Below are 14,462 nucleotides of genomic sequence, written 5' to 3'. Positions count from 1 at the left end.
TGACTGAAGGATAGCCATATCTATGTTGGGATTCCTGCAGGGATTTTCCTATGGCCTGTTTATGACCTGCCTGCCCTGGCTACTGGTCGGCCTCTTCAATCCTGGCCTGGCGCTTCCAGTGTCGACTACCAGTCGTCTCCAGGTAATCGCCCGCTATTGCCTAGTGGTTCCCTTCATCAGCATGCTGCTGTGGCTGACCTCCCTATGGGGTGGTTTCAGCCCCAGCCTGTTTGGCTGGTTGACAGGCATCGTCGCCATTCCTGTAGCGCTCCCTATCGAGCGAACGCTACGCGGCTGGCTGGCCCGCCGCCGCGTGCGTCGCCATGAGGTTCAACGAGAGGCCGCAGCACAGCAGCGCCGTGCTCAAGAGGAGCGCAACGCCTATGAAACGGGTGTGTCGGTGCTCGACCCCGCAAGGCCACCTGTGGGAGCCGACGATCTAGTCTTGGCCATGTGCCGGGCCAAGCAGAACTTGCTCGATGTGCACCGTCCCGACTTAGCAATCCTGACCGACCGCCTCTACAGCCGCTACCGCCATGTGATGGACGTACTAGGCGACCGATTCCATACTGGCGAGCTGGCTTTCGAGCGCTCGCAAGGCTTGGTCACCCAAGTCTGTTTCGGCGCGGTGGATACGTTGACGACCATGGCTTCCCAGGCACGTGGTGTGGTTAGCGTGGACGGTAATTACGTACGAGGTCGACTGGAGCGGGAGGGCAAACGATTAAGCGATGAAGAGCGTGCTGCCCTGGTGCGCCGCCTCGATTTGCTAGTGGAGACCAAGCACCGGCTGAACAAGCTCTCTGCCCGCATCGAATCCGCCCTAACCGTGCTAGACGATACCGCCGTTTCCATGGCGCGCATCGAGACGGCACGCCCACAGGCGTCGGTTACCACCGAAAAAGCGCTGGAGGATCTGCGCCGCTTCGTCGAAGGGGCCGATCGTTATGGCCGCAAGGATTAAGCTGACAGGCAGTGCTAACGTGCTGTTTTCACTCTGTTGTATTTAAACCGTTTTATTTCATCGCATTTTTAATAGCTTTATAGCCCAGGAGATCTCTATGGCTCAGCAATCCGATGACAAACGACGCCTCTCCCTGCCACCGGTGGACGAGATCGCTGACCAGTTGGGAGCTAGTCGATTGGGTGCAAGTCAGGCTGAATCGGTAACCCCCGATGAGCGTGATATCGACCCTGAGCTTGAGGCGATGGCCGACCGCTTTGTCGAGGATATTCTCGCCGAAGGTGATGAGGAGTCAGTGGTTCGCCAGCGCCGTGCCGTGGATGAGATGGGCCTTGAACTGCAGCAGCAGGCTGCCCATCGCAGCGCCATGCTGCAAACACCGCTGCGTAAGTTGGCCCACCAGGGCGACGAAGGTGGGCCGGTTGCCAAGGCACTGACCGATCTGCGTGGGCGCATGGAAGTGCTCGACCCTGCACGCCATCGCCTGGCGCCGACTACATTGGATCGCGTTCTGGCGGTCATTCCCGGCCTGGATAGCCGCTTGCAGCGCTACTTTCGTAAGTTCGAGAATACCCAGCAGGCCTTGGATGCGATCATCGAGGATCTGGAAAGCGGACGAGACATGTTACATCGTGACAACCTAACCTTGAACGATGACCAACTGGCGTTAACTAAAATCCTTGGCGAGTTGAACCGCCAAATTGCGCTGGGCCGCATGATCGACCACCGCCTGCAAGATGAAATAGCCGCTCGCGATGGCGATGATCCGCGACGTCAATTTCTTGAGGAAGAACTGCTCTTCCCCCTGCGTCAGCGTATCGTGGATCTACAGCAGCAACTGGCAGTAAGTCAGCAAGGCGTACTGGCGCTAGAGGTGATCATCCGCAACAACCGGGAATTAATGCGCGGTGTGGACAGAGCCATTAACGTCACCGTCTCGGCGCTCACCGTTGCGGTCACGGTGGCCATGGCAATGGCTAATCAGCGCCTGGTGCTGGATCGCATCGAAGCCCTCAATACGACCACATCGCAGATGATTGGCGGCACTGCCAAGGCCCTGCGACAGCAAGGCGTGGACATCCAGAAGCGTGCCTCCTCTGCAATGCTCGACATGCAAGTGCTTGAGGAGGCTTTCAGCGAGGTGATGGGCGCCATCGACGATCTATCAAGCTATCGGCAAGAGGCCCTACCCCGCCTGGATGAGCAGATCGACCGCCTGGCAACCCTGGCAAAGCAGGGAAATGCGTCCATCGAGCGTCTCCAAGAAGGCAGCGAATCGCAACCACAAGAGGGCCGCGACTCCAGCTAACTGTTCAGGCTTTTTTAAGTGAAACGCATGGTTTGAACAAGGTTAGTTGAATAAGCTATTTGAAACGAGAAGAGGCATCCCGGAAGGCTTTACGCATCAACTCCCAAGAGTCTTCCATACCTTGGCGGACAGTCTCCCAGGCCGCTTCGCTGGCATGCTGAAGCTCATCAAGTCTTTGTTGAGTCTCCGCCTGGCGCTTCTTGAGTCGATCGATGTCCTCTTGGTACTTCACCCTCGCCTCGTCGCTCGCCTGGCGAGCCTTGGCAGTCAGCTTATCGATATCAGCATTCCACTCGTCGAGCCTGGCTTTCATTTCTTCAACGAATTCGTCACGCTGTCTCATTGTGATATCTCCCCTTCAGTAACGGGCTCCAGTTCGAAGCGGATATCCCCCTGCTTCCAATCCGAGTCATATGTCAGCCCTCTTAGCAGTTGGTATACCCTCGCTATGAATCACCCAGGCGAAACAGGGCTCTAGGACTCGCATCAAGAATGTGCTGACGATCATCAGCATCTCTAACCCAGTCATTGAGCCATCCGTAAGTATCGCGGTAAGTGTGTTTATTCTCATGGCGCGTCCATGGCCAGTCACTGCCCCACACTAACCGATCACGTCCAAGATGATGCAACAATGCCTGGACATGCGGTCTGAGGTCAAACACAGGGGAACGATAGGGGGCTGAGAGCTTCACCCAGGTTCGTTCTGCCTGTCCTGACTCAAGCAGAAGACGACAGCCTGGGTCTTGCATAGGAACGTCGTCGACTGGCAGCCCAATATGATCAATGACTAACTTCACGCCATGCTCATGTAATGCTGGAAAAATTTCAGGTAACCGGTTCCCTTCCAGATGCAGCTCAAGATGCCAGTCCATAGCTTTAAGATTATCTAGAAAGTCTATCCATAGAGGATCCTTGAGGTTTGGCAATGCGCTGCGCCCCTCAATGAGATTCCATCGCACCCCTACAACACCTGCAGCATCAAGGGCGGCTATCTCTTCTAGCGTCGTCTCCTTGGCTAGCTGCACGACCCCTCGATACGCATGATTAAGCCTAGAGAGAATTTCGAGCAGTTGCCGGTTGTCGTTTCCCAGAAAGCTCGGTTGCACCAGTACCCCGCCTCTTAATTTGCAGCTTTCTAAGTTTTCTTGCCAATTCAAAAGTGGTGCAGGACGGGATGGACTGTAGTTAGACCCGTTGGCTTCCTTAACAGCCCCGTAGACATGAGCATGACAATCAAAACCTAATTTCACTTTTGACACCTCATTACGTTCTGACTGGGGATTTCGTATCCCTAAGTTGTTATACATAAGTCTAGTTCTCTAGAGAACTGGTTGACTGGAAGTATACACGGGTCTTCAATGACCTCAAGAAATCAAGATAACCACTGGGTGACCCTATGCAAGCCAAGTTCTCTGCTAATACGGACGGAAGATTACCCCTGTACGCCAAACTCCGTGATCAATTAGGCTCAAGGATCGCCAATGGTGAGTGGAAACCAGGCGACATGATTCCCTCGGAGAACCGTTTAGCCGAAGAGTATGGCGTTGCTTTAGCAACTATGCGGATGGCCCTGAAGCAGCTGGTCGATGAGGGGCTGCTGGATCGGCGGCGAGGTACCGGCACTTTCGTTAAGCAACCCGCCTTCCGAGCCGATCTGTTTCGTTTTTTCCATGTACATGATGTGGAAGATCCCGATGTACCCGTTATTCCGGAAAGTCGAATTCTCAGTCATCAGGAAGTCGCCCTTCCCGCCGACGTAAAGCAGGCCTTCGGCGAAGAATCAGTCAGCCACTGTATAAAGCTGGAACGTGTACGCCTTTGGTCAGGCGACCCGTTGCTGTTTGAAGAAATTTATCTACGTCTGCCCGATTTCAACGGGCTCATGTCGCTGAATCCAAAAGCGATGGGCCCTTTGTTGTATCCCGTATTTCTGGAGGAATTCGGGATTTTGATCTCGTCAGCAACCGACGAGCTGTCGTTCGGCACCGCCACCAAGGCCAGTGCAAAGCATCTAGAACTAGCCACTGGGGCACCGGTCGCCGCCATCCAACGCATTGCCCGCAATCCTGCAGGCAGAGTCATCGAGTTTCGACGAGTACACGGAAGGCCAGAGCGGTTCCGCTACCGTGTCACGCTCGGTGATCAACCTGCTTGAGATCGCATTAAATGCACACCTCATAACCCTGCATTTCAAAGAAAGGTAACTAACAATGAAAACATTACAGCTTACGTCTTTAGTTGCGCTATCAGCGTTTACCGCTATGCCTGTCATGGCTGACGACTATCCGAATCGTCCCATCGAAATAATCGTACCGGCACCAGCCGGCGGCGGCACTGACAACGTTGCGCGCATGCTCAATCAGTACCTGCAGGAAGAACTAGGAGAGTCACTTGCTGTGCTTAATGTCGCTGGTGGAGGTGGTGCTATTGGGGTCAACCAGATTGCCCGTGCCAAGCCCGATGGCTACACGCTGCTTTCTACCTGGAATAGTCCTATCACTACTGTACCGCACATGCAGCGTGTTCAGTACTCTTACGAGACATTGACCCCGATCACCAGCACTTCGCAGAGTGCTTACACTATGTGTGTAGCCCCCGATTTTCCAGCTGAAACAGGTGAAGAATTCCTTGCCGAGCTGCAGAATAACCCCGGTCAGTACACCTACGGCAATGACGGGGTCGGTGGAACCATGCGCTTGGCAGCAGAACGTATCTTTGAAGCCTATGACATTGAAGCCCGTCCTATTCCTTTTGGCGGCGCTGGTGAGACCCTCCAAAACTTCCTGGGTGGACACGTGGATATCTACGGTGGCTCCATCACACCCGCACTTCCCTATGTAGAGGATGGCAAGGCGAAGTGCCTACTCGTGACCTCAGCCGACGATAACGAAGCACTACCCCAGGCATCAGGCCTAGCAGCACTCGGTCATCCCGAGCTGGAAACAGTGCTATGGCGCATGATGCTGGCACCAGAGGGTATGGATGAGCAGCGCGTTAACGTCATCGCCGATGCCGTAGCTAGCGCCGTCGAGCATCCTGAGTTCCAAGCGTTCCTGACATCTCAAGGCGAGACGCTGAATCTCGTACGTGGTGAAGAGCTCCGTGAGCGTCTGCATCAAGAAACCGTAGCGATTGGTGAGACACTCGAAAAGCTTGGGCTTAAGAAAAACTAATTCATGACTGAATGGACGGTAACTTGCTCATGAACTTCAGAGATATTATCTCTGGCATCGCCTTCCTCATCTTTGGCTGCACGGTGGTCTGGGTGGGGAGTGGCTTTGATGCCGGCGCCGCTTACGTGCCCATGGGAGTTGGCATTCTGATGTGTCTTTTCTCACTTCCTCTGATCGTTAAGGGCGTGGTGCAAACGCAGCAAAATGGCGGTTTGAGCAGCGCCGCCGCCTTAATCGATCATCCGGGGAGGTTTATGGCGACAGTCGCCTGTTGCCTGATCTACTACTTAGCCATGCCAACCGTGGGTTTCTACTCCACTAGCACCCTTTTCATCATCCTGCTGGCTCTGGTACTGGGTGAAAGGCGCCCCGTCGTAGTTTTAGGTATTACGGTGGGCTTCATCATCCTCTTATACGGGCTTTTTGCGATGGTGCTAAAACGACCCTTGCCCGTCGAATTTTTCCTGGTTTCCTAAATAGGGTTACACGATATGTTTGATTCCCTGTTCAACGCACTACCTGTGGCCTTGCAACTTGGCTCCGTAGTCAGCCTCTTCGTCGGCACTTTGGTGGGTATCTTGATCGGAGCCCTACCTGGGCTCAACCCGGTCATGGCTATCGCTCTCATGCTCCCACTGACGTATGGGTTCGATCCTGTAATTGCTCTAGGGTTGGTAGCAGGTATCTATAATGGCTCAATGTACGGTGGAGCTATTCCCGCCATCTTGCTAAAAATCCCAGGAACGCCGGCTGCAATCGCGACAACATTCGACGGTTACCCTATGACACGTAACGGCCAGGGCGGGCTGGCTCTCAAGACTGCGTGCTGGTCGTCCGCCATCGGTGGAATTATTAGCGCCATAGCGTTGATGACGCTAGCCCCCCTTTTGGCACAGGTCACGCTTGCCTTTGGGCCGACTGAGTATTTCTGGGTAGCCGTTTTCGGACTTGTAAGCATCGCCGTATTGGTAGGCAGTGATATCAGCAAAGGCATGCTCAGCGCCCTGTTGGGCGTTATCATCGGCCTTGTAGGCGTTGACACAATCAGTGGAGCGGAACGCTATACGTTCGATTCGCTTTATTTAAGTGGGGGGTTCGACCTGATCATTGTACTCATCGGCCTCTACGCGATACCGCCAGTGCTGGAGATGGCGGAGAAAAGCAACGCGACTTACTATGATGCAGGAAGCTTCAAGGTTGATGCTAGCGGCAACGCACTCGGACTGATACGTCAGCACTGGCGCACTTGGACTCGCTCGTCGCTGATAGGCGTTAGTGTAGGTATCTTGCCAGGTGCCGGTGGCAATTTGGCAGCATTGCTGAGTTATAACGAAGCGAAGCGCAAGTCCACGAACCCCGAATCTTTCGGCACGGGTAATCCTGTGGGGGTTGCAGCAGCTGAATCAGGTAACAGTGCCGACAATGCTTCTGCAATGATTCCATCCCTAACGTTAGGGATTCCTGGCAATTTGGTTGCTGCCTTAGTGCTCGGCGCGCTTATGATTCATGGACTTCAGCCCGGCCCACAACTGTTTACGAAGTCGCCTGATGTGGTCTTCGGTTTCATGTGGCAAATGCTGTTTACTGCGATGCTACTTCTGTTACTAGGAGGCATGGTGGCCACCCGCCTATTCGCTCAGGTCTTGCGCATGCCCACCGCACTCTTGGTACCAACGACGTTGGTACTCATGGCCGTGGGTGTTTATACCGTCAAAGGGAACATGACAGACCTCTATGTAATGCTAGCCTTTGGGTTGCTCGGTTATTTACTCCATCGACTAGCCTTCCCGCTTGCACCAGTAGTGCTGGGAGTACTGTTAGGTCCAATGGCGGAACAAAACTTACGTTTGGCTATGCTGATTTCTCAGGATAACTGGGGATCCCTATTTACTCGTCCTATTTCGCAGGGAATCATCGCACTACTGTTGATGGTGTTATTCACCCAGGCCTGGAAAATACTAAAAAAAGGGCGTCAGAATTAACAATGCTATGAAAGTAATCCCACAGATGTATTGACGAAGGTTGTGCATGGGAGTCAGGCAGCATTCCTGTCTGGCTGCTCTGTATCAGCCAGAAACGGTTATGGATTTACTGCATATTCAAAGACAGCATTAACTAGCTAACAGCTTCGACATCACGAGAATAAATACACACCTAACCTCCCAGACATGCATTGACTCTCACGCGTGCTTTCACCCATAAAAGCTAATATCTTTATTTAGCCAATACTTGTAGCTTTCGATTTTTCAAAATGTTGACTATATCATATTGTTTGACCAGCAAAAAACATGGACATATTTTACATGTGTCCTTATAGCCTGATGAAAAGCTGTAAGCATTTATAAGACATAATCTTAGATGACTCAGACCATCAAATTACTTTTTGCCAGTCCGTACGGAAATCTAACTCACGGAGAAGAGTGAAAACATTACAACACCGAACGCCCAAAGCATCACAGACATCTGGCACTTTTCGATTGGCACGCTTTTTGCTTGGCTTTGAGACCTCGTTAGACACTACAATTCGATTCTGTGGATCCTTGAGTGCATAAGCTACCAAGAAAGGATCCATTGCAATCTTTTCAGTTTCAATTTCGTTCAAATCAGAGGCATACCCTTCACTAATAACTCTATTAAGAAGAGCTATTTCGAAGTCTTCAGCCAGAATTAAGCTTTTTCGCACATCTTTATGTTTAGCCCATTGCACATGCTGGGCTTTAACACCGCCTTTGATTTCGCTATGAGTTTCTTTTGGCATTCTGATTGACCCATTATCAGCATGAAACTCTAGCCACCGCCAAAATTCCGGAACTCGATCCATGTGATAATATAGATCGTGAGCATGGATGATGATATTTGCATCGAGCAAGAAAATTTCTTTTTTTTGTGCAGACATCACAGCCCCACCATTTGAGCAACATTACCTGGGCTCACACCGAGCACTCTGCCTGCTTTCGTTTCTGTAATAACGCCATCATGCAAAGAGCGACGTACAAGCTCAATTAGAGCCCCACCCGCACGATGTCGGCGCGTGTTATAAAAGTCACCTCCAGCATCTGACGTTTTAGATTTTTGTTGAGCTTTACTCTTGAGCCAAAGATCTCGCAGCTCAGTTCTAACTTGAACCCATTCAGTTTGTGAAATCATATTTTGCCTAAATAGCCGATAAGCTACGAGTGAGGCGCTAATATTCAAATTTTGAGCAAGCCTCTGCAGCGCAGGCAGGAAATCCTCATCTGAGTGCATGGCTTCATCGTATAGCTTTATGACTTCACCACTAGTCACTAGTAGGTTGCTAGCAACATCATTGCAGAATCGCTCAACAATATGCTCGTTATTCTGAGCACTGATGCCCGTTTTTCCCAGCCAAACATGCACGACTTCGTGCAAGAGCGTGAAACTCCAAGCTGCTTTCGAGTCATTTTGGTTAATAACTACAAAAGGCGCTATTGGATCAGACAAAGCGAAGCCGCGAAAAGCCTCAGTACTAATGGATGAGTGGTGGCTCCCCAAATCGCCTACAAGAAGAACATAAATTCCTTTCCTTTCCACACATCTTCTTAGGTAGTTGAAGGCATCATGTGGATTTGCATTGCGGCGATAAGTTTCTATATCAATATTAAAATAATTGATTGCAACTTGGCAGGCTTTTTTAATTGGCGTATCTGTACTGCCTTCTGAGACAAACTCAATGCCAACATCTTCATCACCGTCAATCAGCGCCTCTTTGACTATAGACTGACGAATGTATATGTCTCGCACAAGTGCTTTAACACTTCCCTCGTGCTCGTCAAACTGTGTATCCGGAAGCAGTCTAAAATCCTCGCCCATAGAAGCACTCATGGGCGGCTCTGGGAGAAAGAAAGTAATGAACGGACGGTGGTATTGTTTTGCCATATCCATTAGCTTTTTTTGGGTCGGCAATTTTGTACCCGTCTCATATGCTGACAATAGCTCAGCACCAGACATGCCCTTGCTCTTCAGAGAAAGCCTTCTCGCTGCCTCTTCAAGACTCAGCCCGGCCCCTTCACGCGCCCACCTGAGTATGTCTGGGTTTGGGATGCTCATCTTTCTCTATGGCCTAATTTGGTTAGTCACTTCATTTGTGAAGACCAGAGTAACCGTAGCCAGGTCGAAGAGCAAAATGAATACGTCAAATATTTGTAGTCTATTCGTGATTTTAGACCGATATATGCCTGCATAATCTAAAGGTAGTTCATTGGCGCACCTCCCCCACCGCCAACACCTGCCAAAGCCGCTTACGCCCTCGCTTACCCGCCACCTGCAACGCCTCAACACTCTCATCCCTCATTCAAGCCCCAGCTCCCTAAGCAGCACCTCCTGTCGCTCCACCATCTGCCTGGCAGTCACCATTCAAATGCTGTTACCCATTTTCTCCGGACGGATGCGGGTGGCCTGCATCAGCATTGCAGCGGCCTGGCTGGCAACAACCAACCACAGGTCTTATGCCACTGGCTTTGAGGGTGGTAGCGAAGCGAGGCCAGCATGGCCTGGTCACTACACCCACTACCTCCAGATGCACCACCTGCTAGAGCCGTTACACTGAACGGGTGAAAACCAGAGTTATCGTGACGCTAATCCAGCTGCAGCTCCAGCATGTTGTCTATGATGCGTGACACCGCTGCATCACGCGCTCGTTCATCTCTCTTCGCAGCCTCCACGACACGCCAAGGGTTTGCTACCCGCTTCCAATCATCAAACTGCATCTGGCTCCCCTTCTGCTGTGTCATCAACCCTTCCTCCACTCGGTACCGCTTTCCAGCGCCAGCCGCTCGCCGGCTATTTGCGTGCGTGGCCAACTGGCGTATTCCCTGAGTACCCCTTTGCCTCCTCGAGTCCCAGCGCCAGCACGGCGCAATAGCCCTCATATTCGCTATCTTCCAGCCACTTGAATTGGCTATCGGCTAGCGGCGCATCCTTGGGCGGGGTGGCCTTGAACTCCAGGTACAAGCCAAACCAACCGCCGCGGGCCTGACGCACGGGAAGATCGCTGACACCTGCTTTTACGCCCTGGCGTTTGAGGTCGCTCGCGGTTTTCTTACTGCGGTGGCCGCCGTTGGGCACAAGGAAGGTGGCGTCGAACAACTCGCCTACTGGGTGGCCGCGCATCTTCTCGCCATACAGCCTACGGATCAGAACGGCTTGCTCCTGCCCTTCCCAATCAACGGGCTTTGCCCGGGGCGCGCCGCTTTTGGTCAGTGCTCGAGGACTGCGTAGCTTTTTGGTAGTGGTTTGCTGGCGCCAGCTCATGCCAACACCTCCCGGGCATTGATCAACGTCAACCGGCCCGTATTAAAGGCACCGGTGTCGATATAGAACACATTGCCCAGCCAAGTAGGCTGCTCAACAATGGTGTGCCCGACCACTACAGCATCGATGCCGACTACTGGCGTCGTGTCCCTACGCTTTATACGAGTCCGGCCCCATACCATTTCCACTTTGCCTGCATCATCCGCCATCTCAACCTGCGACCAGTCCGCAGGCGGCTCGGCATGAACGATGCCCACCTGCTGCCCCAAAACATCTATCTGGCGGGCGTAAGGTAGATACTTCAGCGCCTCACGAAGAATTTGCCGGACTTCGATCATATTCTCAGTTATCGCCCAGGTGCCGCCGTTGATCATCCAAAGGTCTTCGGCGCTTCCCCCATTCTCAAGCGCATCAATGGCCAACATCTCGTGATTGCCACGCACGCCAAAAAACCAAGGCTCAAAGGCTAGCGATAAGCACTCGAAAGAATCCACCCCCCGGTCGATCAAGTCACCTACACAAAATAACCGATCCTTTGACTTATCGAAGTCAACGCGCGCCATGGACTCAAGCAGCAGGTCGTACTGCCCATGAATGTCACCAACGATAAAATCTCTTCCATCCATGTTCTGGCCGTGCTTTTGAATCAAGCTCATAGCCCTAGCTCCTGATCGAGTTCCCAATCCATAGAACGGTGATAAATCACCTCCCAAACCCTTCCGCCTCTGAACTCTTCACGCCCTCCCCCCAGCGATCTGGTCGAGCATTCGTTGCTGGCGCTCCCAACGCTGGTAGTCAGCGACGACCCGTTCCAGCATGGCCCGCGCCGTGTCGTTATGATCCAGCTCGGCGCGGCTTTGGATGCGACACGAATGACGGATGAAATCAGCGCAATCCTCCAGGCTGTGGGTACCATCGGGCAATTGCCGATATTCAAGCGCTTTTGCCTGACGGCGGCGGCAATCGAGGTACAAACCAAATCGCACGTTTTGGCACAATAACGCGGCACGACGCGCCTGCTGCCCACCTTTCTCGGCCATAGAGCACCTCCGGCCACAAACATTAGGCGGTTTTTTAAAACCAGTCCTAAACTAGAAATGACCACCCCCTCCTTAACATTCTGTAACGGAGAGAAACAATGAAATTTCAAAAGAGATGCCAAGCAGGAGAATGGGATCCTCCGGGCCAAATCCCATGTGTTCCACCGATAAGGATTCCCAGACCAGAACCTCGTTTTCCTGATGATCCAGACTTTCCTGAAGACGAAGTCTGCATACGCTCCTAGTAGGGATTTAATGACATGAAAGATGTAAGCCTTCCCAGTATTCCTGAAAGGCACGACCCAATGTCGTTCGAGGAGGCTATTGATGGCACCTGTTACATGGTTAGGTATATGCAACTACAGCAAAGGCTTTTTAGCAGGATGGCCAACGTGTTCACGTTCACCAGTCTTTTTGGCGGTAGTGCTGCTTTTGCAGGAGTCATCACTGAGCACACGGTTTTGACCGCTACCAGTGGTGTCATTGTTGCAGTAAGTACCATGCTGGATTTTGTAATAGATCCCAAAAAGCACGCAGCTCAATGTCGCAAGGCAAGGAGACGCTTTCAGAAGCTCTACATGAAGAAAGCGGCTTACAGCTTTGAAGAATACGAATGTGAAACGTGCAGGATCGCTTTGATCGACTTCCCCGATATAGAAGGCCTTCGTAGGCCTGCTTTTAACGATACCTGTGTGCAGCTCGGGCGCACAAAAGGAGTGGTTGTTCTCAACAAGTGGGAACGCTTATTGAAGCTGATCACTTAGAGCTTGATTTAAAACGAACATTACCCTCCATCGCTTGGGGAGCATTGCATTACTTCCCATGTGATATTGGTGAATAGGCGGAGCCTTTATCATAGCAATTCCCAGAAATAGAAAGCCCAGCCTCAGGCCAAAGAAGAATTGAGCAAAGTCACCCAATATCGCTATATTGGTGGCTTCTAAACTAGGGATAAGGGGAAAGCGTTGGACAAGGCCGCCTACCACAAGCGTTGGGATCAGCTCGAGCAGATGCAGCGGGAATACAGCAACCTGCCAGAGTCGGGCGTCGAAAACCTCGAAGCACTGCACAAAATGCTGGTTAACACTTTCCGAGAGTTTGTCGTTGCTTGTTATTGCGACCACTGGCGTGACGCCTACCGGGGCGCTGCGTTCCCCCTCGACGCTGATCGAGATGTACTGATAGCCCGCGCCATCAAAGCTCACCACTGGACACCGGGGATTGCCACCAGCCTCTCCAGCTACGACCTTGCCCTTTCTCTCATTGATGAGTTGGCGACGTTCACACTGACAGAAATGGCCGTTCACGTGTCGTATATGAACCTGCAGGCACTGCCCAAGGCAGATTACCAAGCACTCATTCAACCGCATGAATGACAGCTGATCTGCATCAGCCCCTCGGACGCTTGCTCGGGAATTGGAAGCCACGCCAGTGCCCGTTATAGTGGTAATTGCCGCACCACCCACCCATAGAAAAACATCGACATATGCTGATCAACGGCAACTGTCGGGTCATTGATTAGCTCCACCTCTTCAAAAGACCAAAGCCTAGACATTGGTCTTAATCCCATTGATTCGTTTTCAAATAGAGAATAGCTTTAGGAATGTTGACGTCAACATAAAGAGTTTCAGTCCACTAGGCATGTGCCTTGGAGATGAATCAGGGACGAGTAAGCACAAAAGTTGATCCTGCTCATCAGAGACACCTCGGGATCATTCACAAGCCACTCCAGAAACCAAACGGCCTCGTCAATCGAGGAACCTGAATATAGGAGATTATAAGATGACCAATGAACTCACTGGAAAAGTTGCTGCCGTTACTGGCGCAGCATCAGGTATCGGGCTTGCCACTACCAAGGCCATGATTGACGCTGGTGCCAAAGTGGTCATGATTGATAGAGATGAGGCTGCGCTGAAAACCATCTGTGAAGAACTTGGCGAAGCTGCATTTCCCCTAGTTATTGACCTACTTGACCCACAGGACTGCGACACTCTCCTCTCACAAATCTTAAAGAAGGCGGGACAGTTAGATATCTTTCATGCTAATGCCGGTAGTTATATCGGCGGCGATTTGATCGACACCTCCCCTGCCGCCATCGACAGAATGCTGAACCTCAATGTTAATGTGGTGATTAAAAATGTCCATAACGTCTTACCCCACATGATCGAACGTCGCACGGGCGATATTATGGTGACAAGCTCCGTTGCGGGGCACTTCCCGGTTCCCTGGGAGCCAGTCTATGCTTCCTCCAAGTGGGCCATCAACAGTTTCGTTCAGACTACTCGTCGTCAGATCAACAAGCACGGTATTCGCATGGCGTCAGTCTCTCCTGGGCCTGTAAATAGTGCGTTGCTCGCCGATTGGCCAGAAGAAAATCTGCGCAAGGCAAAAGAATCCGGCAGCATTATCGAACCAACGGATGTATCTGATGCGATTATGTTCATGCTTACTCGCCCCCGAAATGTAACCATCCGAGATATGGTTGTTTTGCCTAGCAACTTTGATATGTAGGAAGTATTCAATCCAGCAACTATTAAGGTGTTTCTTTAGCTTAATCAGATCAACCAGCCTTACAACCTCTTACAGTTTTGAATAAACACTTCGCATGAACGCTTTGATCATTTGTAAAATCCTAGAGGAATAGACATTGGTCGTATGACCGTTGACCAACCTCTAAAGGGCACATAGTCTTCAAATTGTTGACG

17 protein-coding genes are annotated in these 14,462 nt (G+C 51.7%); 9 read left to right on the top strand and 8 right to left on the bottom strand.

Annotated elements, in window-relative coordinates:
• The first annotated feature begins 22 nt into the window (after positions 1 to 22).
• Both ACW17M_RS19585 and ACW17M_RS19580 read left to right on the top strand, forming a co-directional pair.
• Entirely contained in the window at positions 23 to 964 is a 942-nt protein-coding gene (locus ACW17M_RS19585; RefSeq protein ID WP_457547985.1) for a cobyrinic acid a,c-diamide synthase, read from the top strand.
• A 97-nt stretch (positions 965 to 1,061) separates the two neighbouring features.
• Entirely contained in the window at positions 1,062 to 2,273 is a 1,212-nt protein-coding gene (locus tag ACW17M_RS19580; RefSeq protein WP_457547984.1) for a toxic anion resistance protein, read from the top strand.
• Positions 2,274 to 2,328: 55 nt separating this feature from the next.
• Here ACW17M_RS19580 and ACW17M_RS19575 read toward each other — a convergent pair whose 3' ends face one another.
• Together ACW17M_RS19575 and ACW17M_RS19570 are read right to left on the bottom strand one after the other, a co-directional pair.
• Entirely contained in the window at positions 2,329 to 2,616 is a 288-nt protein-coding gene (locus ACW17M_RS19575; protein ID WP_022523436.1) for a sll1863 family stress response protein, read from the bottom strand.
• 103 nt (positions 2,617 to 2,719) lie between these two features.
• The gene (locus tag ACW17M_RS19570) at positions 2,720 to 3,580 is read right to left on the bottom strand and encodes an amidohydrolase family protein (RefSeq protein WP_457547983.1); all 861 of its coding nucleotides are present in this window, start codon (positions 3,578 to 3,580) and stop codon (positions 2,720 to 2,722) included.
• Between the two features lie 89 nt (positions 3,581 to 3,669).
• Between ACW17M_RS19570 and ACW17M_RS19565 the strand changes: the two genes are divergently transcribed.
• Genes ACW17M_RS19565 through ACW17M_RS19550 form a run of 4 tightly spaced genes read left to right on the top strand, consistent with a single transcriptional unit; the run spans position 3,670 to position 7,428 of the window.
• Entirely contained in the window at positions 3,670 to 4,428 is a 759-nt protein-coding gene (locus ACW17M_RS19565) for a GntR family transcriptional regulator (RefSeq protein ID WP_009287856.1), read from the top strand.
• Between the two features lie 55 nt (positions 4,429 to 4,483).
• On the top strand, positions 4,484 to 5,446 hold the full coding sequence (locus ACW17M_RS19560) for a Bug family tripartite tricarboxylate transporter substrate binding protein (protein WP_009287855.1): 963 nt from the start codon (positions 4,484 to 4,486) through the stop codon (positions 5,444 to 5,446).
• Between the two features lie 29 nt (positions 5,447 to 5,475).
• Positions 5,476 to 5,922 (top strand): tripartite tricarboxylate transporter TctB family protein, encoded by a 447-nt coding sequence (locus ACW17M_RS19555; protein WP_400674396.1) that lies wholly within the window; start codon positions 5,476 to 5,478, stop codon positions 5,920 to 5,922.
• Positions 5,923 to 5,937: 15 nt separating this feature from the next.
• Complete coding sequence (locus ACW17M_RS19550) at positions 5,938 to 7,428, top strand: tripartite tricarboxylate transporter permease (RefSeq protein WP_457547982.1); 1,491 nt, start codon at positions 5,938 to 5,940, stop codon at positions 7,426 to 7,428.
• 389 nt (positions 7,429 to 7,817) lie between these two features.
• On the opposite strand, the gene ACW17M_RS19545 is transcribed toward ACW17M_RS19550, so the two are convergent.
• From ACW17M_RS19545 to ACW17M_RS19520, 6 genes are all read right to left on the bottom strand, one after another.
• Complete coding sequence (locus ACW17M_RS19545; protein ID WP_035579397.1) at positions 7,818 to 8,342, bottom strand: DUF4411 family protein; 525 nt, start codon at positions 8,340 to 8,342, stop codon at positions 7,818 to 7,820.
• Entirely contained in the window at positions 8,342 to 9,514 is a 1,173-nt protein-coding gene (locus ACW17M_RS19540) for an ImmA/IrrE family metallo-endopeptidase (RefSeq protein WP_457547981.1), read from the bottom strand. The genes ACW17M_RS19545 and ACW17M_RS19540 overlap by 1 nt, the downstream gene beginning before the upstream one ends.
• A 527-nt stretch (positions 9,515 to 10,041) precedes the next feature.
• Complete coding sequence (locus ACW17M_RS19535; protein ID WP_457547980.1) at positions 10,042 to 10,197, bottom strand: hypothetical protein; 156 nt, start codon at positions 10,195 to 10,197, stop codon at positions 10,042 to 10,044.
• Between the two features lie 49 nt (positions 10,198 to 10,246).
• Positions 10,247 to 10,717, bottom strand: a complete 471-nt coding sequence (locus ACW17M_RS19530; protein ID WP_457547979.1) for a VRR-NUC domain-containing protein — start codon at positions 10,715 to 10,717, stop codon at positions 10,247 to 10,249.
• Positions 10,714 to 11,373, bottom strand: coding sequence for a metallophosphoesterase (locus ACW17M_RS19525; RefSeq protein ID WP_457547978.1), 660 nt, complete (start codon positions 11,371 to 11,373; stop codon positions 10,714 to 10,716). The genes ACW17M_RS19530 and ACW17M_RS19525 overlap by 4 nt, the downstream gene beginning before the upstream one ends.
• Positions 11,374 to 11,451: 78 nt before the next feature.
• On the bottom strand, positions 11,452 to 11,757 hold the full coding sequence (locus tag ACW17M_RS19520) for a hypothetical protein (protein WP_457547977.1): 306 nt from the start codon (positions 11,755 to 11,757) through the stop codon (positions 11,452 to 11,454).
• Between the two features lie 260 nt (positions 11,758 to 12,017).
• Here ACW17M_RS19520 and ACW17M_RS19515 point away from each other — a divergent pair, with 260 nt between their 5' ends.
• From ACW17M_RS19515 to ACW17M_RS19505, 3 genes are all read left to right on the top strand, one after another.
• On the top strand, positions 12,018 to 12,521 hold the full coding sequence (locus ACW17M_RS19515; RefSeq protein WP_141441081.1) for a hypothetical protein: 504 nt from the start codon (positions 12,018 to 12,020) through the stop codon (positions 12,519 to 12,521).
• A 201-nt stretch (positions 12,522 to 12,722) separates the two neighbouring features.
• Entirely contained in the window at positions 12,723 to 13,133 is a 411-nt protein-coding gene (locus ACW17M_RS19510; RefSeq protein ID WP_457547976.1) for a hypothetical protein, read from the top strand.
• Between the two features lie 406 nt (positions 13,134 to 13,539).
• Positions 13,540 to 14,268 (top strand): SDR family oxidoreductase, encoded by a 729-nt coding sequence (locus tag ACW17M_RS19505; protein WP_041159501.1) that lies wholly within the window; start codon positions 13,540 to 13,542, stop codon positions 14,266 to 14,268.
• The last annotated feature ends 194 nt before the right edge of the window (positions 14,269 to 14,462 follow it).

The sequence above is a fragment of the Vreelandella sp. 2A-K22 genome, assembly GCF_054065485.1.
Note: the sequence above shows the minus strand (reverse complement) of the source record. Positions and strands in the feature narration are given on the sequence as shown.

What these genes read in the sequence shown, in the direction of transcription:
- ACW17M_RS19585 (WP_457547985.1), top strand. Translation starts at nt 23, where the DNA reads ATGTTGGGATTCCTGCAGGGATTTTCCTATGGCCTGTTTATGACCTGC.
- ACW17M_RS19580 (WP_457547984.1), top strand. Translation starts at nt 1,062, where the DNA reads ATGGCTCAGCAATCCGATGACAAACGACGCCTCTCCCTGCCACCGGTG.
- ACW17M_RS19575 (WP_022523436.1), bottom strand. Translation starts at nt 2,616, where the DNA reads ATGAGACAGCGTGACGAATTCGTTGAAGAAATGAAAGCCAGGCTCGAC.
- ACW17M_RS19570 (WP_457547983.1), bottom strand. Translation starts at nt 3,580, where the DNA reads ATGTATAACAACTTAGGGATACGAAATCCCCAGTCAGAACGTAATGAG.
- ACW17M_RS19565 (WP_009287856.1), top strand. Translation starts at nt 3,670, where the DNA reads ATGCAAGCCAAGTTCTCTGCTAATACGGACGGAAGATTACCCCTGTAC.
- ACW17M_RS19560 (WP_009287855.1), top strand. Translation starts at nt 4,484, where the DNA reads ATGAAAACATTACAGCTTACGTCTTTAGTTGCGCTATCAGCGTTTACC.
- ACW17M_RS19555 (WP_400674396.1), top strand. Translation starts at nt 5,476, where the DNA reads ATGAACTTCAGAGATATTATCTCTGGCATCGCCTTCCTCATCTTTGGC.
- ACW17M_RS19550 (WP_457547982.1), top strand. Translation starts at nt 5,938, where the DNA reads ATGTTTGATTCCCTGTTCAACGCACTACCTGTGGCCTTGCAACTTGGC.
- ACW17M_RS19545 (WP_035579397.1), bottom strand. Translation starts at nt 8,342, where the DNA reads ATGTCTGCACAAAAAAAAGAAATTTTCTTGCTCGATGCAAATATCATC.
- ACW17M_RS19540 (WP_457547981.1), bottom strand. Translation starts at nt 9,514, where the DNA reads ATGAGCATCCCAAACCCAGACATACTCAGGTGGGCGCGTGAAGGGGCC.
- ACW17M_RS19535 (WP_457547980.1), bottom strand. Translation starts at nt 10,197, where the DNA reads ATGACACAGCAGAAGGGGAGCCAGATGCAGTTTGATGATTGGAAGCGG.
- ACW17M_RS19530 (WP_457547979.1), bottom strand. Translation starts at nt 10,717, where the DNA reads ATGAGCTGGCGCCAGCAAACCACTACCAAAAAGCTACGCAGTCCTCGA.
- ACW17M_RS19525 (WP_457547978.1), bottom strand. Translation starts at nt 11,373, where the DNA reads ATGAGCTTGATTCAAAAGCACGGCCAGAACATGGATGGAAGAGATTTT.
- ACW17M_RS19520 (WP_457547977.1), bottom strand. Translation starts at nt 11,757, where the DNA reads ATGGCCGAGAAAGGTGGGCAGCAGGCGCGTCGTGCCGCGTTATTGTGC.
- ACW17M_RS19515 (WP_141441081.1), top strand. Translation starts at nt 12,018, where the DNA reads ATGAAAGATGTAAGCCTTCCCAGTATTCCTGAAAGGCACGACCCAATG.
- ACW17M_RS19505 (WP_041159501.1), top strand. Translation starts at nt 13,540, where the DNA reads ATGACCAATGAACTCACTGGAAAAGTTGCTGCCGTTACTGGCGCAGCA.